This is a genomic window from Sphingopyxis granuli, from assembly GCF_001559015.1.
GTDB classification, from domain to species: domain Bacteria; phylum Pseudomonadota; class Alphaproteobacteria; order Sphingomonadales; family Sphingomonadaceae; genus Sphingopyxis; species Sphingopyxis granuli.
In genome coordinates, this window is record NZ_CP012199.1 from 2,670,437 (window position 1) to 2,687,217 (window position 16,781).

18 protein-coding genes are annotated in these 16,781 nt (G+C 67.1%); 12 read left to right on the top strand and 6 right to left on the bottom strand.

The features are described 5' to 3' along the window. The first annotated feature begins 556 nt into the window (after window positions 1-556). The 3 genes from SGRAN_RS12370 (at window position 557) to SGRAN_RS12380 (ending at window position 3,652) form a co-directional block, all read left to right on the top strand. On the top strand, window positions 557-1,534 hold the full coding sequence (locus SGRAN_RS12370; RefSeq protein WP_067110032.1) for a helix-turn-helix transcriptional regulator: 978 nt from the start codon (window positions 557-559) through the stop codon (window positions 1,532-1,534). Between the two features lie 125 nt (window positions 1,535-1,659). After that, entirely contained in the window at window positions 1,660-2,847 is a 1,188-nt protein-coding gene (locus tag SGRAN_RS12375; RefSeq protein ID WP_067110029.1) for an acetyl-CoA C-acyltransferase, read from the top strand. A 382-nt stretch (window positions 2,848-3,229) separates the two neighbouring features. Then, window positions 3,230-3,652: an RcnB family protein gene (locus SGRAN_RS12380; RefSeq protein ID WP_067110026.1), complete on the top strand. Its 423-nt coding sequence runs from the start codon at window positions 3,230-3,232 to the stop codon at window positions 3,650-3,652. A gap of 60 nt (window positions 3,653-3,712) precedes the next feature. Here SGRAN_RS12380 and SGRAN_RS12385 read toward each other — a convergent pair whose 3' ends face one another. Together SGRAN_RS12385 and SGRAN_RS12390 are read right to left on the bottom strand one after the other, a co-directional pair. Next, window positions 3,713-4,696 (bottom strand): phosphatase PAP2 family protein, encoded by a 984-nt coding sequence (locus SGRAN_RS12385; RefSeq protein WP_067184037.1) that lies wholly within the window; start codon window positions 4,694-4,696, stop codon window positions 3,713-3,715. Between the two features lie 73 nt (window positions 4,697-4,769). After that, window positions 4,770-5,228, bottom strand: a complete 459-nt coding sequence (locus SGRAN_RS12390) for an SH3 domain-containing protein (protein ID WP_067184039.1) — start codon at window positions 5,226-5,228, stop codon at window positions 4,770-4,772. Between the two features lie 128 nt (window positions 5,229-5,356). On the opposite strand from SGRAN_RS12390, the gene SGRAN_RS12395 reads away from it, so the two are divergent. Then, complete coding sequence (locus SGRAN_RS12395) at window positions 5,357-6,355, top strand: 2-hydroxyacid dehydrogenase (protein WP_067184042.1); 999 nt, start codon at window positions 5,357-5,359, stop codon at window positions 6,353-6,355. Between the two features lie 112 nt (window positions 6,356-6,467). On the opposite strand, the gene SGRAN_RS12400 is transcribed toward SGRAN_RS12395, so the two are convergent. The 4 genes from SGRAN_RS12400 to SGRAN_RS12415 all read right to left on the bottom strand — a co-directional run bounded on the left by SGRAN_RS12400 (window position 6,468) and on the right by SGRAN_RS12415 (window position 10,372). Continuing rightward, window positions 6,468-6,770, bottom strand: coding sequence for a GIY-YIG nuclease family protein (locus tag SGRAN_RS12400; RefSeq protein WP_067184044.1), 303 nt, complete (start codon window positions 6,768-6,770; stop codon window positions 6,468-6,470). A gap of 60 nt (window positions 6,771-6,830) precedes the next feature. After that, window positions 6,831-8,234, bottom strand: a complete 1,404-nt coding sequence (locus SGRAN_RS12405; protein WP_067184047.1) for an NAD(P)H-dependent flavin oxidoreductase — start codon at window positions 8,232-8,234, stop codon at window positions 6,831-6,833. A gap of 84 nt (window positions 8,235-8,318) precedes the next feature. Beyond that, window positions 8,319-9,512, bottom strand: coding sequence for a glycosyltransferase (locus tag SGRAN_RS12410; RefSeq protein ID WP_237233497.1), 1,194 nt, complete (start codon window positions 9,510-9,512; stop codon window positions 8,319-8,321). After that, window positions 9,485-10,372: an alpha/beta fold hydrolase gene (locus tag SGRAN_RS12415; RefSeq protein WP_067184049.1), complete on the bottom strand. Its 888-nt coding sequence runs from the start codon at window positions 10,370-10,372 to the stop codon at window positions 9,485-9,487. Before SGRAN_RS12415 ends, SGRAN_RS12410 begins: the two co-directional genes overlap by 28 nt. A 130-nt stretch (window positions 10,373-10,502) precedes the next feature. Here SGRAN_RS12415 and astD point away from each other — a divergent pair, with 130 nt between their 5' ends. The 8 genes from astD to SGRAN_RS12455 all read left to right on the top strand — a co-directional run bounded on the left by astD (window position 10,503) and on the right by SGRAN_RS12455 (window position 16,698). Continuing rightward, window positions 10,503-11,948 carry a succinylglutamate-semialdehyde dehydrogenase gene (astD, locus tag SGRAN_RS12420; RefSeq protein WP_067184052.1) on the top strand — a complete coding sequence of 482 codons (1,446 nt, stop codon included), beginning with the start codon at window positions 10,503-10,505 and terminating at the stop codon, window positions 11,946-11,948. A 48-nt stretch (window positions 11,949-11,996) separates the two neighbouring features. Beyond that, window positions 11,997-12,251 (top strand): type II toxin-antitoxin system RelE family toxin, encoded by a 255-nt coding sequence (locus SGRAN_RS12425; RefSeq protein ID WP_234002626.1) that lies wholly within the window; start codon window positions 11,997-11,999, stop codon window positions 12,249-12,251. A gap of 20 nt (window positions 12,252-12,271) precedes the next feature. Further along, the gene (locus SGRAN_RS12430) at window positions 12,272-12,610 is read left to right on the top strand and encodes a helix-turn-helix transcriptional regulator (protein WP_076077898.1); all 339 of its coding nucleotides are present in this window, start codon (window positions 12,272-12,274) and stop codon (window positions 12,608-12,610) included. Window positions 12,611-12,691: 81 nt separating this feature from the next. Continuing rightward, on the top strand, window positions 12,692-13,489 hold the full coding sequence (cobA, locus tag SGRAN_RS12435; protein ID WP_067184056.1) for a uroporphyrinogen-III C-methyltransferase: 798 nt from the start codon (window positions 12,692-12,694) through the stop codon (window positions 13,487-13,489). After that, on the top strand, window positions 13,477-13,773 hold the full coding sequence (locus SGRAN_RS12440) for a DUF2849 domain-containing protein (RefSeq protein ID WP_067110003.1): 297 nt from the start codon (window positions 13,477-13,479) through the stop codon (window positions 13,771-13,773). Before cobA ends, SGRAN_RS12440 begins: the two co-directional genes overlap by 13 nt. 1 nt (window position 13,774) lies before the next feature. After that, window positions 13,775-15,409, top strand: a complete 1,635-nt coding sequence (locus SGRAN_RS12445) for a nitrite/sulfite reductase (RefSeq protein ID WP_067184059.1) — start codon at window positions 13,775-13,777, stop codon at window positions 15,407-15,409. Continuing rightward, the gene (locus tag SGRAN_RS12450; RefSeq protein ID WP_067184061.1) at window positions 15,402-15,827 is read left to right on the top strand and encodes a DUF934 domain-containing protein; all 426 of its coding nucleotides are present in this window, start codon (window positions 15,402-15,404) and stop codon (window positions 15,825-15,827) included. The genes SGRAN_RS12445 and SGRAN_RS12450 overlap by 8 nt, the downstream gene beginning before the upstream one ends. 61 nt (window positions 15,828-15,888) lie before the next feature. Continuing rightward, window positions 15,889-16,698, top strand: coding sequence for a phosphoadenylyl-sulfate reductase (locus tag SGRAN_RS12455; RefSeq protein WP_067184063.1), 810 nt, complete (start codon window positions 15,889-15,891; stop codon window positions 16,696-16,698). Window positions 16,699-16,781 lie beyond the last annotated feature (83 nt).

Below are 16,781 nucleotides of genomic sequence, written 5' to 3' on the forward strand. Positions count from 1 at the left end.
GCCACCGACAGATCGCCGGTGGCGAAGCTCGCCTCTGGATCGACCGGCGTGGGAGTCGGGGTTGGGGTTGGGGTTGGGGTCGGGGCTGGGGTTGGGGCTGGGGTTGGGGCTGGGGTTGGGGCTGGGGTCGGGGTCGGTTGTGGAGGATCGGCGGGGCAAAAGCCGGTGAAACTGATCAAACCACCCGGACACAAAGTATAGCCCGGATCGTCCGCAAGGGCCGCCGAAGGCGACAGGGCGAACAGGAAGCCGGCGGCCCCCAGGACGCTTCCCGGCCATATGAAACGATCCCGGCGGACCAGACGCAGCCGACGTTCCGCGCGTGCGGCAGCGTTAACTTTGTGAAACTCATTCGACAATCGCCCCATCTCTACCTCCTTGGTCAGACCGGGCGCGTCGGGCCCCGGCCGCAGATCAAATCGGTCGCCTGCATAGACGCGGCGGATGCCCGGCCGTTAGTGCGGCTGTTCCAGCCTTCGGCCGCTTGTCTCGATGAAGCGAATCCCGGCCAGTTGAACGCCATCGAGAGATACGCTAGAAAAAAGGGGGGGCGAATATGGAGAAAAAACGCAATTTGAGCGCTCAACGGGCGGCGCGTTTCTTTTCGGTCAATACGAACGGTGTCGCTCCGGACGATGCATTCGAATTCTGGCGATCGCATTTCCCCGAGGTGGATCTGGCGCCGATGCCGCTGCTCGATCACAGCCACTATGGCGCGGGCGTCATCGGCTGCGAGGGAGACGACGGGATCGGCTTTTCCGAAACGGTCTGCGCTCCCACTAAAGCCCGGTTTACCGAAGTAGACGAGCGGGACATGTGCCTGGCGCTGGTCAGCGGCGGCGCGATCGAGGTGACCGACCGCGGCGACGGCCGGACCCTTTTTTCACACGCGTCCGGCATCGCCCTGTTCGACGCGCAGCGCGCACGCACGGCGAATTCGCCCGCCGGTTATCGCGCTTTCTATATCTCGTTGCCTCGCGCGTTGGTGCACCGGGCAACCGGCCTGTCCTCCTTGCGGGGAGACGACCCCCTGATGCGCCTTCCCGATACGCCGCTGGCGCGAATGATTGCGATCGACCTGCGGGCGATAGCGCAACTCGGCCCGAAGATGGACGCCGCGGCATCGGGTGCGGCCATGGATTCGCTCGGGTTGTTGGTCCGCGCCTATCTTGCACAATGCGGCGAGCGGTTCGGGGTGAACCGGCCCATGGCCGACCGATCGCTGTTCGCCGCCGCCTGCCGCTTTATCGATCAGCATCGCGCTGATACGCGCCTGACGGTCGGCGCGGTCGCGCAGGCGCTTCATTGCTCGCGCGCGCGCCTCTATCGCCTGTTCGATCGGCGCGGAGTGGCCGTAGCGGAATATATTCGCGATGTTCGGCTGAACGGTGCGCGCCAGTTGCTGCGCGACCTGAGCCTGGACATCGGCGAGGTCGCCCTGCAAAGCGGCTACGAAGACCCGTCCGCCTTCACCAAGGCCTTTCGCCGTCGCTTCGGCATGACTCCACGCGACTGGCGGTCGTCACTGGGCTGAAGACGGACGGTGGCCGGGTTCCGTCATCGCCCGGCGCTCGATCGACGATACGGCTCAATCTTCTTTCGCACGTGCAGCATTTCCGCTAGACCGGCGTCCGACCTTTTCCACCGGAGTCTCGCATCATGACCGCAACCGATCCCGTCGTCTTTCTTTCCTATGCCCGCACCCCGATGGGCGGCATGCAGGGCGTGCTGTCGGACGCGAGTGCGACCGATCTGGGCGCGACCGCGGTCAAGGCGGCGGTCGAGCGCGCCGGGGTGAAGGGCGAGGATGTCGAGCGTATCTACATGGGCTGCGTCCTCCCCGCCGGGCTGGGCCAGGCACCGGCGCGGCAGGCGGCGATCAAGGCGGGCCTGCCCAAGTCGGTGCAGGCGACCACCGTCAACAAGGTGTGCGGTTCGGGCATGCAGACCGTGATCATGGGCGCCGAGGCGCTGGCGGCGGGCAGCATCGACCTGGTCGTCGCGGGCGGCATGGAATCGATGACCAACGCGCCCTATCTGCTCAAGAAGCATCGCTCCGGCGCGCGGATCGGCCACGACACCGCCTATGACCATATGTTCCTCGACGGGCTCGAGGATGCCTATGAGGCGGGCCGCGCGATGGGCACCTTCGCACAGGACACCGCCGACGCCTATCAGCTCAGCCGACAGGCGCAGGACGATTATGCGATCGAATCGCTGAAGCGCGCGCAGGCGGCGATCGCAGGCGGCGCCTTCGCCACGGAGATTACCCCGGTGACGCTGACCACGCGCAAGGGCGAAGTCGTCGTCGACACCGACGAACAGCCCGGCAAGGGCAACCCCGACAAGATTCCGACGCTGCGCCCCGCTTTCGCCAAGGACGGCACGATCACCGCCGCGACCAGCTCGTCGATTTCCGACGGCGCCGCCGCGGTCGTGCTGACGCGCCAGTCGGTCGCCGATGCGAAGGGCGCAAAGCCGGTCGCGAAGCTGGTCGCCCACGCCGCACACGCGCAGGAGCCCAAGGATTTCACCGTCGCCCCGGTCGGCGCGATCAACAAGGTGCTGGAAAAAGCGGGCTGGTCGATTGCCGATGTCGACCTGTTCGAGGTCAACGAGGCCTTCGCCTGCGTCGCGATGTTCGCGATGCACGACCTGGGCATTCCGCACGACAGGATCAACGTCCATGGCGGCGCGACCGCGCTCGGCCACCCGATCGGCGCGAGCGGCACGCGGATCATCACGACGCTGATCGCGGCGCTCCAGCGTCACGGCAAGACGCGCGGCATCGCGAGCCTGTGCATCGGCGGCGGCGAGGCCACGGCAGTGGCGGTCGAACTGGTCTGACAAGGCATAGACCTCGTCATTGCGATCCCCGACCTGATCGACATATATATCCTTAAGGCAAGTAGGGGCCTGTTCCCCGGCGAAAGCCGGGGTCCAGATGGCATGGCACCGCTCCGCGTGGACCCCGGCTTCCGCCTGGGAACGGTTACCTGTCGAAAAGGGATATTGCCGAGCCGATCCGGGGGAAGCAATTCAGAAGGGGGCCGCCCACTCTGGATTGCCGCGGCGCTTCGCTCCTCCCGCCATTCGACCGCGACAAACTGCGACACTGATGAGCCGGAGATAAACGCGGCATTCCGGGTTCGTTCAAACCGACTCGCCTAATCCTTTCCCTGTCATCGGGCAGATCCCCTCCCCCGTGACCGATCAAAGGAATGGCACCATGAAGAATAAAATTCTCACCGCCGGCCTGATTGCCGCGATGATGGTTCCCGCAATGGCGCAGGCCCAGACCCACGAGCTGCGCCGCGACCGGCAGGATATCCGCTATGCGCAGACGCACGGCAACCAGCGCGACGTGCGCGATGCGAAGCGCGAATATCGCCAGGACGTCCGCGACTGGCGCCGCGACAATCGCTATCAGAACTGGCGCGCCCCGTTCAAATATCAGCAGTTCCGCGCCGGTTCGACGCTGCGCTCCAACTATTATGCGCCGGCCTATCGGCTGAATTACGACAGCCGCTGGGGCGTACCGCGTGCGGGCCGCAACCTCGCCTATGTCCGCCACTACAACGACCTGTTGCTGGTCAATGTGCGCAGCGGCAAGGTGATGAAGGTTTACCGCAACCACTTCCGCTGGCGCTGATCACCGGCGGGCGGGCGAAGGGTCGGGCGTTCGCGCCCGGCCCTTTTGTATCGCCCTGAATCAGGTCGGGAGGGTCGCGGGCAGCGGGGTCCTGCCGCCGACGGCTTTCGCGACCTGCCGGAGCCACGGGCGGCGCACCAGCCGGCCGGCCGCGACGAGCGCCGCCGCGGCGAGCGCGATCCCAGCAAGAACATCGACCAGATAATGTCCCCCGTAGATCGGCGTCGCCAGCAGCATCAGACCTGCCCACCAGACGCCGGGCCATCCAGCCCGGCCGAGTTGCGTGAAACCCCAGATGAAGATCGCGCCGAGTGCTGAGTGATAGCTGGGAAAGACGATGATGCCTTCGAGCCTCATCAGTTCGATCAGGCGCAAACTGCCATCGCGCACCCCGGAGAAATCGACATATTGCGCAAAAGTTGCGACCATAGCCCCTTGAAGGTTCGGCAGATCGCCAGGCCCGAGGTTCAGGTGGATATAATTGCCGACTGCCGGCGTCAGGCCCGAAAGCAGCACCGCCGCCAGCCCCGCGAGGATCGCGGCGCATATCGCGATCCGCATCTCGCGCAGCCGGCTCGTGGCGGTCAGAGCGAGCACCATTACCAGAAGCTGCGGGATCATGCTGACATAGGCCCAGCGATAGAGGGTGGCGAGCGTCGGATGCTCGTTGACCCAGCGCGCATAGCCGAGCCAGTCGAAGCCGAGCGCCAGGTCCCAGCGCTGAAGCCGCGCATCCCAGAGTGCCCCGCCCTGCGCGGCGACCAGATAGCTGAGGATGCCGCCGACGATCGAGAAGAGGATGATCAGCATGACCGACGTGACCAGCGCGGCAAAGGCCGGGCGGACGCGATAACGGGTATAGAAGCGGTCGGTGGTCCACAGCAGGCCGATCATCGCGGCAGATCCGCCGAAGCCGTTCGCCGCGAAAGCGAAGGGCGCGGCAAGCTGGAAAGCGATCAGGAACAGCAGGCAGAGCCCGATGAGCAGCCAGGACGCGTCGTCGAAACCCTGCGATTCGGGTTCACGATGGAGGGATGCGCTCATGGTCCGCCTGTTAGCGGCGCGCGCATAAAATTCGATTAATGGCGGCCCCGATCGGCCGCGCGTGCGCGAAAAATCAATCGCCCCAGATATGCGCGGTTTCGATCCAGCCGCGGCGGCCCTTGACGTCGAAACGGCACCAGCCGTCGCGGCAATCGCTGATCCGCCCGACGACGCCGGCTTCGGCGCGATAGGCGACGGGCGCGGATTCGTTCGGCGATTCGCGCATCGGGCGGGTTCCGCCGGTGACGATCGCGGTGCGCGTGCGGCTGAGCAGCCGCGCCGCCATCCAGCCGCGGGTGCCGTCGGGATCCTCGACCTTGCGCCACAGTTCGTGCCGCGCGATCACCTTCACCGGCAGGTCCCTGCGGCGATATTCCCAGATCACCGGCACGTCGGGCGACGGCCCCTTGCGCATCCGCGCCTCGTCGACGCTGATCGAGGCCCAATAGGGCAGTTGCGGGTCGGACTGGGCGGCGGCGGGGCCGATCACGGCCACCAGCGCCAGCACAGCGAGAATCTGGCGGCTTTTCATGGCCGATGCCTTGTCAAACTCCGCCCGCTTTTTCAACCGCTCGCGGCACACGCGGCACGGTTCGTCCACAGGCTTCGTCGCGCCCGCCCCTCTTGACCCCTTCGCCGCGGCACGCTCTATCGGCGGTCATGTCCGATTCCTCCCGTCCCCGGCGCCCGCGCGTCATCGTCACCCGCCAGCTCATGCCGCACGTCGAAGGGCGCATGGCCGAGCTGTTCGACGTCACCCTCTCGGCGCGCGACCGCGCCTTCACGACCGACGAACTGCGCGCCGCGGTGCAGAATTGCGACGTGCTCGTCCCGACGGTGACCGACCGCATCGACGCGGAGATCATCGCGGCGGCGGGCGAGCGGCTGAAGCTGATCGCCAATTTCGGCGCCGGCGTCGACCATATCGACCTGGCCGCGGCGCGCGCGAAGGGCATCATGGTCGCGAACACCCCCGGCGTGTTCACCGAGGACACCGCCGACATGACGATGGCGCTGATCCTGTCGGTCCCGCGCCGGCTGGCCGAGGGCGAGAAGCTGATGCGATCGGGCCGGTGGGAAGGCTGGGCGCCCAGCACGATGCTCGGCCGCCGCGTCGGGGGCAAGCTGCTCGGCATCATCGGCATGGGCCGTATCGGGCTGGCGGTCGCGCGCCGCGCCCGCGCCTTCGGCCTGTCGATCCACTATCACAACCGCCGGCGCCTGCCCGAAGCGATCGAGGACGAGCTGGGCGCGAGCTATCACGCGAGCGTCGACACGCTGCTGCGGATCAGCGACGTGGTGACGATCCACTGCCCGCACACCACCGAGACGCACGAGATGGTGAACGCGGCACGGATCGCGGCGATGAAGCCGACCGCCTATCTGATCAACACCGCGCGCGGCGAAATCATCGACGAAAAGGCGCTGATCGCGGCGCTGAAGAGCCGCCGCATCGCGGGCGCGGGACTCGACGTCTATGCGCAGGAACCGGTGGTCGATCCCGAACTGCTGACGCTCGACAATGCGGTACTGCTACCGCACCTCGCCTCGGCCACGATCGAGGGGCGCGAGGCGTCGGGCGAAAAGGTCATCGCCAACATCCGCGCCTGGGCAGACGGGCACCGGCCGCCGGATCAGGTGCTGGAGGGGTGGGTGTAGTTTCCCAACGGGCGCGTTGAGCCGCTCTGGATTGCTTCGTCGCTTCGCTCCTCGCAATGACGGAGTTTCGTAACGCACCGTCATTGCGAGCGAAGCGAAGCAATCCAGAGTGTCACTCGCTGCCGTCGAGAATGTCAGGCCACAAATCGCGCCAGAGCGGATTTTCCGCCTCGATCAGCGCCAGTTTCTTCGCGCGGCTGCCAGCTTTAAGTTGCTTTTCCCGCGCAATGGCAAATTCCATGTTTGCGTGAATTTCAAACCACACAAGCATCCCGCAATCATAACGACCGGAAAAGCCGCCCAATCCTTCGCGATGCTGCCACACGCGCTGCGCCAAGTTCGAGGTTACGCCAGTATACAGCGTCCCGTTGCGCCGGCTCGCCATGATATAGACCGCCGGCTGAGGTTCGCGCATGGCCTCACCTCAATAGAAGCGTGTCATTGCGAGCGCAGCGAAGCAATGACGGGGACATATTCAATCCCCCGTCAGGATGCGGTCCACCAGTTCCTTCACCGTCGGGGTGAAGTTGTTCGAGTAGAAGGGGTCGGTCTTGAAATTGAACGCGGCGTGGCCCGCGAACATCAGATTCTGTTCGACGTCGCCGCCGTGCGCGATGTCCTGCAGCGTCTTCTGGATGCAGAAGCTGCGCGGGTCGGCGAGATAGCCGGTCGAATAATCGTCATGGTCCTTCCACGACGAGAAGCCGCAATGCGACAGGCAGCCCATGCAGTCGGCCTGGTCCTTGCGGATCGTGGCCTTGTCGGTCTCGGTGACGAAGACGACCGTGTTGTCGGGGGTCTTGAGCGCGGTCGTATAGCCTTCGGCGACCCAGCCCCGCGCGCGGTCGCGGTCGTGCGGGGTAACCCAGAAATTCTTGCCTTTCACCCCGGCGTCGAGCTGGACGACATGGTCGCCCGCCTGCCGCTTCGAATAGGGAATCTGGCGTTCCGAGCGCGCCTCGAGGTCGCGCAGGAAGGGGTTGCGCACCGCGCTCGAATAAAAGCCGGTGGGCGAAAAGCGGTGGAGCAGCACGTCGCCGTCTTCTAGGGTGCGCAAGCGATCCTTCCACGCCTGCGGGATCGGGCTTTCCTGCGTCAGCAGCGGCCGCGTGCCGTACTGGAAGACGATCTGGCCGAGTTCGGGATTGTCGATCCAGTCCTCCCAGTCGCGCAGATACCAGACGCCGCCCGCCATCACGATCGGCACGCTGTCGGCGATCCCCTCTGCGCGCATCGTGTCGCGCAGCGCCTTGACGCGCGGATAGGGATCCTCGGGCTTCAGCGGGTCCTCGGCATTCGACAGGCCGTTGTGGCCGCCGGCGAGCCACGGGTCCTCGTACACCACCGCCGCCATCAGGTCGGCGACCTTGTTGTAGGCGCGCTTCCACAAGGCGCGGAAGGCGCGCGCCGACGAGATGATCGGCAGATAATGAACATTGTGCCGCGCCGCGATCTCGCTGAGCTTGTAGGGCATGCCCGCGCCGCAGGTAACGCCGGTGACGAGCCCCTTCGTCCGTTCGAGCACGCCTTCGAGCACGCGCTGCGCCCCGCCCATTTCCCACAGGACGTTGATGTTGATCGCACCCTGGCCGCCGGCGATGTCGTGGGCGCGCGTCACCTGCTCGACCGCGCCGTCGATCGCATATTGCACCAGCTCGTCGTGCCGCTCGCGCCGCGTCAGCGCGCGATAGACCTGCGGGACGATCTTGCCCTCCGCGTCATAGCTGTCGGCGTTGACCGCCGAAACCGTGCCGATCCCGCCCGCCGCGGCCCAGGCACCGCTGGAGGCGTGGTTGGTCGCCGACACGCCCTTGCCCCCCTCGACCAGCGGCCAGACTTCGCGGTCGCCGTAAAGGATGGGCTTCAAACCTTTGAACACTCTATACCTCTTTCTCTCGGCCAACCGCCTGCTCGGCCCCGGCCCCCATTTTCCGTTTCCGTAAGCGGAAGACGGCCCCCTTTGTCAATCGATCGCGACCCGTTCGCCGCCGAACAGGCCATATCCACCCAGCGGTCGAGCATAAAGCTTTTCATAGGCTGCGACCATCGTTGATTCGTCGAAGCGTTCGGCGGCGACGCGCCGATTCGCCGCGCCGACGGCCGCCCGCAATGCGGCGGCGCCCGCCATCCGCGCTAGCGCGGCGCGAAACGCGCTTTCGTCGCCGGCGACGAACGGCCGGTTCGCGTCCGACACCATCGCCGCGACGTCGCCGACGTCGGGGCTGACGACGGGAAGCCCCGCCGCCATCGCCTCGATCACCGCGATCGGCGCCTGTTCGCTGAGCGACGACAGCGCGAGCAGATCGAAATGGCCGATCCAGCGCGCCGGCTGCGCCATGAAACCGGGCATGACGAGACGGTCGGCGATGCCGCACGCCGCCGCCTCCGCGGCGATCGCGTCGCGATCCGGCCCCTCGCCGACGATCGCGAGCCGCACGTGCGGCGGCAACGTCGCCACCGCGCGCACGAGGCGCGGCAGGTCCTTCACCTTGCGCAGCCCGGCAACGGTGCCGATCACCACCTCGCCTTCGCGCCGGACGAGGCCGGGGATCGGCACATCCGGCGCGAGGCCATAGGCGGCGACGTCGATGCCGTTGCGGATCAGCCGGGTGCGGTCGGCAACGCCCCATTCGGCGGCGGCGATCCGCTGGAGCAGCGTCGAGGGCACGACGAGCGCCTCCGCCGAACGCAGCGCAAGGCGACGGAACAGATTGCGCTTCCAGTTACGCCGCGCGCTTTCATCCTCGTTGAACCCGTCCTCATGGTGGATCAGGCCAGGCAGGCGGCGCCGATGGAGCCGATGCGCCATCACCCCGTCCATGGCGCCCCAATTGTAGCTGAGCGCGAGATCGAAATCCTGCAAGTAGCGCGCGATCTCGCGGTAGCGCGCCAGCGACGGCCGCCCGGCGAGCGACGGCGCGTCGGCGGGGAAACGCACGTCGATGCCCGGCGCGATCGCGTCGCGCGCGCCGAGCGCGCCGGGCACCGCCGACAGCACGACGTGCCGCGCGCGATCCTCCATCAGGTTCATCAGCCGCACCGCCCGCGCCTCCTTGCCGCCCAGCGAAAAGCTGGAGTGGAGGTGGACGATGCGAACCGGACGCTCGCGCGCGATCGCGGGCCGGTCCTTCACGCCGCGGGCAGGTCCGCGATCCACGCGTCGATCGCCGCGCGCGCTTCGGGTTCGTCCATCGTCGGGGCATGGCCGACGCCGGGCACCTCGACCAGCCGCGCGCCCGGCAGGGCCGCCGCCATCTTCGCGGCCGCGCGTCCCGCCAATATGTCCGACAGCGCCCCGCGCAGGATCTGCACCGGCGCGTCGCCGAAGGCGCGATAGGCGGGCCACAGGTCGACCCCGTCGCCGGCGGGCAGGCGCAGCGGCGCGGCGATCTGCTTGTCGTAATCGGCGACGATCCGCCCCTCCGGGGTCAGCCGATGGGTGCGCTTGGTCAGCCGCAGCCAGTCGTGGATGCCATAGTGCGGAAAGACCGCGTGGTTCAGGTCGCGGAACGCGCGCGCGGCGTGCATCCACGTCGGCTGGCTGCCCCCCACGCCGATATAGTCGCGGATGCGGTCGAGCCCGGCGCTTTCGAGTTCGGGCCCGACATCGTTGAGCAACGCGCCGGCCAGCCGCCCCGGCAGGCTCGCCGCCATCAGCATCGACACCAGCCCGCCGAGCGAGGTCCCGACGGTCGCAAAGCGCCCGATCCCCAGTTCGTCGAGCAGCGCCACCATGTCCTGAACATAGGTCAGCGGGACATAGGTCATCGGGTCCTTCGCATAGGCGCTTTCGCCGCGCCCGCGGAATTCGGCGACGATCACGCGCCGCCGCGCCGCCATGTGCGGCGCCACCGCCTCGAAGTCGCGGGCGTTGCGCGCGAGCCCCGGCATGCACAGGATCGGTGGCAGCGCAGCCGCCTCCTCCGGGCCGGGATAGAGGCGCGCGTGCAGCCGGACGCCGTCGGCCGACCACCAATAATGGTCGTCCCACTCGCGGCGATGATCCTGTCTTGCCAAAATGGCGGGTCCCCTTCCTGTCCGCACGGACGCCCTGCTGCGTCTATCGCCAACCCGGCGCGCCGCGCAAGCCATCCCGCGCCGCCGCCGGTTGCCGCGGGCGGCTTTCACCGATAAGAGGCGAGCGACCATGAGCGAAGCCCTGCTTTCCTTCGAACCCGCCACCGGAAAAGAGCTTTGGCGCGGCGCGATCAGCGATGTCGACGCAGAGGTCGCGATCGCCCGCCGCGGCTGGCCCGAATGGGCGGCAAAGCCGCTTACTTTCCGCTCCGAAACGCTGCGCCGCTTCGCCGACCGGGTGAAGGCGGAGGGCGAGACGCTCGCCGACCTGATCGCGCGCGAGACCGGCAAGCCATTGTGGGAAGCGCGCACCGAGGCCGAATCGGTCGCGAACAAGGTCGACATCTCGATCAAGGCCTATGCCGAACGGACCCCCAACCGCCGCATCGAAGGCGCAATGGGCCTGCGCAACGCGGTGCGGCACAAGCCGCACGGGACGCTCGCGGTTCTCGGCCCCTATAATTTCCCGGCGCATCTGCCGAACGGCCACATCGTCCCGGCGCTGCTTGCGGGCAATTCGGTGCTGTTCAAGCCGTCGGAAAAGACCCCGGCGGTCGGCGCGAAGCTGGTCGAACTGTTCCACGAAGCGGGGGTGCCGCAAGAGGTGCTGCGGCTGATCGTCGGCGGCCCCGATCAGGGCAAGGCGCTGGCGGGGCACGAGGGCATCGACGGGCTGCTGTTCACCGGATCGGCACGGACCGGCGTCGCGCTGAGCCGCCAGTTCGCCGGTCAGCCGGGCAAGATACTGGCGCTCGAAATGGGCGGCAACAACCCGATCGTCGCATGGGACACCGCGGACATCCGTACCGCCGCCATCCTGATCGTCCAGTCGGCCTTCCTCAGCGCCGGGCAGCGGTGCAGCAACGCGCGGCGGCTGATCGTCCGGGACAGCATGGCCGACGCGCTGATCGAGGAGGTCAAGGCGCTCGCAAACCGGCTGATCGTCGATCATCCGCACGCCGACCCCGCCCCCTATATGGGGCCGGTGATCGACAATGAGGCGGCCGACGGCCTGACCGAAAGCTTCCTGATCCTGATGTCCAACGGCGGTCAGGTCGTCCGCCACATGACGCGGCCGGTCGAGGGTCGCCCCTTCCTGACCCCCGGCATCATCGACGTGACCGACATGCGCGAGCGCCCCGATGTCGAACTGTTCGGCCCGCTGCTCCAAGTCATTCGTGTCGACAGCTTCGAGGCGGCGATCGCCGAGGCGAACAACACCCACTTCGGCCTGTCGGCGGCGCTGATCGGCGGCAACCCGCAACTTTACGACCAGTTCTGGGCCAATGCCCGCGCCGGCGTCATCAACTGGAACCGGCCGACCAACGGCGCCTCGTCCGCCGCGCCCTTCGGCGGCATCGGGCTGTCGGGGAATCACCGGCCGAGCGCCTTCTACGCCGCGGACTATTGCGCCTATCCGGTGGCGTCGTCCGAAAGCGACGCGATGCGCGCCTCGATCGGCATCGGCCTGCGCGATCCCGAAGGGTCGAAGCTGATCCGCAAGGGTTTTCTCTGAGCGCGGGCCAATCCCGCGATTGACAGAAATGAAGCCACGGGCTACATCGTGCGCGTGAAGCCCATCGCCTACACCCGGTCCGCCATCAGGACGCTGGGCCGTATGCCGGCGAATACGGCGCGATTGATCCGGTCGAAGATCGAACAATATGCAAGCGATCCCGCATCGCTGGCGAACAATGTCAAAGCCTTGAAGGGGCGCGACGCCGTCCGCCTTCGCGTCGGCGACTGGCGTGTGATCATGGAAGACGGGGTCGTTGTCGCGGTTCTGGAAATCGGCTCGCGCGGCAGCATCTATGAGTGAAGGACGATGGCGTGAACAAGATGGTGACGATCCCGCAAGACGAATATGACCGCCTTCGCGAAGCGGCGGAGGAGCTAGTCGACCTTCGCGCCTATGATCGGGCGAAGGCGCGTCTTGATGCGGGCGAAGACGAGCTGGTTCCCGCCGAATATGCCGATCGCATCCTTGACGGCGAAAATCCGCTTCGCGTCTGGCGCGATCTGCGCGGATGGACCCAGCAGGGCCTGGCACAGGCGTCGGGCGTCAACCGGGTCCAGATCGCCGATATCGAATCGGGCCGAAAGCGGGGATCGGTGGAAACCATAGCGCGGCTGGCACGCGCGCTGCGCGTCGGAATGGAGGATCTGGTGCGAGGCTGAATTTCAATACGCAAATTTTGCTTCACCCCAGCAAAAAAAGCCTGCTTTGCCATCTTTCGGGCCGACGGCCACACCGGCGGCATGGACAAGCATCCTCTCCCCCAGGGCAAGCTGTGGCTTGTCGGCGCCGGTCCGGGCGATCCGGACCTGCTGACGCTGCGCGCGGCGCGCCTTCTCGAAAGCGCCGACCTGATCGTTCACGACGGGCTGGTCGGTGCGGGCGTGCTCGCGCTGATTCCGCCGCACGTCGAGCGCATCTCGGTCGCCAAGCAACGCAGCCGCCACACGATGAAGCAGGAGGCGATCAACGCGCTGCTGATCCGCGAGACGCGCGCGGGGCGGCGGGTCGTGCGGCTGAAGGGCGGCGATCCCTTCATCTTCGGGCGCGGCGGCGAGGAACTCGACGCGGCACGCGACGCGGGCATCGCCTGCGAGGTCGTTCCCGGCATAACCGCCGCGGCGGGCTGCGCCGCGCAGGCCGGCCTCCCCCTCACCCACCGCGAGGATGCCAGCGCGGTCAGCTTCGTCGCCGGTCAGTGCAAGAATCTGACCGATCAGGACTGGTCGGGTCTCGCGGGTCACGGCCGCACCCTCGTCATCTATATGGGGCTCGCGACCGCCTCGGCGATTGCCGACAAGCTGATCGCAGACGGGGTCTCGCCCGGTCTGCCGGTCGCGGTGATCGAGCGCGGCACCACCGCCGACGCCCGCGTGCTGCGCACCCTGCTCACCGACCTCGGCGATCTCGTCGCGCGCGAGCGGGTCGCCAGCCCCGCGCTGATTATCGTCGGCAAGGTCGCGGCGCGCGCCGACGCGCTCGACTGCCTCGGCGCGCCGGGACTGATTGCTTCATTGAAGGATATGGCATGCGACTCCTGACCGGAAACGATCTGAAGACGGGCGCCGTGATCTGGTGGACTGGCCGCGGCTGGTCGATCCACGTCGAGGACGCCGCCGACGTCGGCGAACATGGCGAGGCGATCCTGTCGGCCGAGGACGGCGCGCGCCGCGTCAACGGCGGCTATCTGATCGACGCGGTGGACACCGCCAAGGGACCGCGCCCCGCGCATATCAAGGACCGCATCCGCGCGCGCGGCCCGACGGTGCGCCCCGACCTGACATTGAAACCCGCCGATCCGGTGGCCGGCGACTGGGTGATCTGACATGTACAAATACGACCAATATGACCGCGCGATGGTCGATGCGCGCGTCGAGGAATTCCGCGACCAGACCCGCCGCCGCATCGCGGGCGACATGAACGACGACCAGTTCAAGCCGCTGCGGCTCAAGAACGGGCTCTACCTCCAGCTTCACGCCTATATGCTGCGCGTCGCCATTCCCTATGGCACGCTCAATTCGACGCAGCTTCGCAAGCTTGCCGAGATCGCGCGCAAGTATGACCGCGGCTACGGCCATTTCACGACGCGCCAGAATCTCCAGTATCACTGGATCAAACTGGAAGACGCGCCCGACATCCTCGCCGAGCTGGCGACGGTCGAGATGCACGCGATCCAGACCAGCGGCGAGAGCATCCGCAACATCTCCGCCGACCAATATGCGGGCGCCGCCGCCGACGAGATATGCGATCCGCGCCCTTGGGCCGAACTGCTGCGGCAGGCGACGACCTTTCACCCCGAATTCAGCTATCTGCCGCGCAAGTTCAAGATCTGCGTGATCTCGTCGCCGGCCGACCGCGCGGCGCTGCGCTGGCACGACTGCGCGCTGCGCATTGTCCGCAATGAAGCGGGCGAGGAAGGTTTCGAGGTCTATGCCGGCGGCGGCATGGGACGTACCCCCTTCATCGCCTACAAGATCCGCGATTTCTGCCCGGCGTCGCAGATATTCTCCTACCTCCAGGCGATATTGCGCGTGTGGAACCTCCACGCGCGGCGCGACAATATCCACAAGCAGCGGATGAAGATCCTCGTCCACGATCTGGGCGAAGAGGAGTTCCGCCGCCAGGTCGAGGAAGCGTTCCAGCATTTCCTGACGCTCGGCACCGACTTTCCGCAGGCCGAATACGACCGCATCGCCGCCTATTTCGCGCCGCCACCGTTCGAGGCGGGTCTGTCCGCGGCCATCGACCGGTCGGACCCCGATTTCTCGCTGTGGGTCGATCACCAGACCGTGGCGCACAAGGCGGCCGGCTATGCGATCGTCAACGTCAGTCTCAAGCCGATCGGCGGCATCGGCGGCGACGTCACCGCCGAGCAGATGGAGGCGCTTGCCGACCTCGCCGAACGCTACAGCTTCGACGATCTGCGCGTGACCCATGCCCAGAATGTCGTGCTGCCGCATGTCCGCAAACAGGACCTGCATGCGGTGTGGCAGGCGCTGAAGGCGGCGGGGCTCGCCGACGCCAACCTCGACCTCGTCACCGATGTCATCGCCTGCCCCGGCCTCGATTATTGCACCCTCGCCAACGCGCGGTCGATCCCGGTCGCGCAGAAGATCCAACAGCGCTTCGCCGACATGGATCGCCAGCGCGACCTCGGCGAGCTCAAGATCAAGATTTCGGGGTGCATCAACGCCTGCGGGCACCACCATGCGGGGCACATCGGCATCCTCGGCGTCGACCGCAAGGGCACCGAGAACTACCAGCTGCTGCTCGGCGGATCGGGCGCGGAGGACACGACGCAGGCGAAGATCACCGGCCCCGGCTTCGACGAGGACGGCGTCGTCGATGCGGTCGAGCGCGCAATCGAGCGCTACCGCGAACTGCGCACCGGGGACGAACGCTTCCTCGACACCTATCGCCGCGTCGGCCTCGACGCCTTCAAGGAGGCCATTTATGGCTGATGCCCTGCGTTTTCGGAACGACGAACCGGTCGAGGAACCCGCGGTCACGCTCGACGCCTTCCTCGAACAGCCCGACGCCAGCGCGGTGCGGCTCGAAGCGGGCGAGGACCCGCGGCGGCTGATTCCCGAACTCGGGCGGGTGAAGCTGGTCGAACTCGGCATTCCCCGCTTTCGCGACGGCCGCTGCTTCACCGCGGCGCGCATCCTGCGCGAGGCGGGTTATGAGGGCGAGATTCGCGCCGAAGGCGACGTGCTCGTCGACCTCGTCGCCTTCATGCGGCGCTGCGGCATCGACAGCTTCGCCCCGCACAGCCAGCTTAACCGCGCCGACATCGATGCGTCGCTGCGCCGGTACGATCATGTCTATCAGCATGCGGCGGACGGCGCGGTGCCGATCTGGAAACTGAGGCATGGCTGACACCTCTAAACTCCCGTTCGCGTCGAACGAGGTCGAGACGCCCCAAGGCCATGCGCGGCCGATGGGTGTCCCGACCGCGCGCGATGCGAGCGGTGATGCGGGGGATGACAGGAGGCGCGACCGGATCGACGTCGCGCCGCGCTTCACGCAGGCCGACGTCGTCCGCCTGAACAATCTGTTCCGCGGGCAGGACGCCGCGGAGGTGGTCGCGAGCGTGCTCGGCGCGGGCTTGCTCGGCGACACCGCGATCGTTTCGAGCTTCGGCGCCGAAAGCGCGGTGCTGCTCCATCTGGTGACGCGGGCGGCGCCCGATATTCCGGTGCTCTTTTTGGACACCGGCAAGCATTTTCCCGAAACGCTCGCCTATCGCGACACGCTCGCGGCGCGGCTCGGGCTCAACCTCGTCACGCTGACACCCGATCCGGAGGAACTGGCGAAGAAGGACGAGACGGGCCTGCGCTGGTCCTACGACCCCGACGGCTGCTGCGAGATCCGCAAGGTCAGGCCGCTCGAAAAGGCGCTCGCCGACTTCGACGCCTCGATCACCGGCCGCAAGGGTTTCCAGTCCGCGACGCGCACCGGCCTGCCGCGCTTCGAGCTCGATGGCAGCTCGGGCCGCCTCAAGTTCAACCCGCTCGCCAACTGGACACGCGAGGCGCTCGACGCCTGGTTCGAGGCGCACGACCTGCTGCGCCATCCGCTGGAGGCGGAAGGCTATCCGTCGATCGGCTGCTCGCCCTGCACCTCGAAGGTGAAGCCGGGCGAAGACCCGCGCGCCGGCCGCTGGCGCGGCTGGGACAAGACCGAATGCGGCATCCACGAAGCGGTGACGCCGATCGGCGACGATCCGGCGAACGACCCGGCGTTTTGAGGCTCTGTCATTGCGAGGAGCCGAAGGAATCTCCAGCTATCGACCTTGTGCGAGACCGATAGCTGGAGATTGCTTCGCTTCGC

What these genes read in the sequence shown, in the direction of transcription:
- SGRAN_RS12400 (WP_067184044.1), bottom strand. Translation starts at nt 6,770, where the DNA reads ATGCGCGAACCTCAGCCGGCGGTCTATATCATGGCGAGCCGGCGCAAC.
- cobA (WP_067184056.1), top strand. Translation starts at nt 12,692, where the DNA reads ATGGACAAGCATCCTCTCCCCCAGGGCAAGCTGTGGCTTGTCGGCGCC.
- SGRAN_RS12375 (WP_067110029.1), top strand. Translation starts at nt 1,660, where the DNA reads ATGACCGCAACCGATCCCGTCGTCTTTCTTTCCTATGCCCGCACCCCG.
- SGRAN_RS12395 (WP_067184042.1), top strand. Translation starts at nt 5,357, where the DNA reads ATGTCCGATTCCTCCCGTCCCCGGCGCCCGCGCGTCATCGTCACCCGC.
- astD (WP_067184052.1), top strand. Translation starts at nt 10,503, where the DNA reads ATGAGCGAAGCCCTGCTTTCCTTCGAACCCGCCACCGGAAAAGAGCTT.
- SGRAN_RS12430 (WP_076077898.1), top strand. Translation starts at nt 12,272, where the DNA reads ATGGTGACGATCCCGCAAGACGAATATGACCGCCTTCGCGAAGCGGCG.
- SGRAN_RS12385 (WP_067184037.1), bottom strand. Translation starts at nt 4,696, where the DNA reads ATGAGCGCATCCCTCCATCGTGAACCCGAATCGCAGGGTTTCGACGAC.
- SGRAN_RS12440 (WP_067110003.1), top strand. Translation starts at nt 13,477, where the DNA reads ATGCGACTCCTGACCGGAAACGATCTGAAGACGGGCGCCGTGATCTGG.
- SGRAN_RS12450 (WP_067184061.1), top strand. Translation starts at nt 15,402, where the DNA reads ATGGCTGATGCCCTGCGTTTTCGGAACGACGAACCGGTCGAGGAACCC.
- SGRAN_RS12445 (WP_067184059.1), top strand. Translation starts at nt 13,775, where the DNA reads ATGTACAAATACGACCAATATGACCGCGCGATGGTCGATGCGCGCGTC.
- SGRAN_RS12455 (WP_067184063.1), top strand. Translation starts at nt 15,889, where the DNA reads ATGGGTGTCCCGACCGCGCGCGATGCGAGCGGTGATGCGGGGGATGAC.
- SGRAN_RS12370 (WP_067110032.1), top strand. Translation starts at nt 557, where the DNA reads ATGGAGAAAAAACGCAATTTGAGCGCTCAACGGGCGGCGCGTTTCTTT.
- SGRAN_RS12380 (WP_067110026.1), top strand. Translation starts at nt 3,230, where the DNA reads ATGAAGAATAAAATTCTCACCGCCGGCCTGATTGCCGCGATGATGGTT.
- SGRAN_RS12390 (WP_067184039.1), bottom strand. Translation starts at nt 5,228, where the DNA reads ATGAAAAGCCGCCAGATTCTCGCTGTGCTGGCGCTGGTGGCCGTGATC.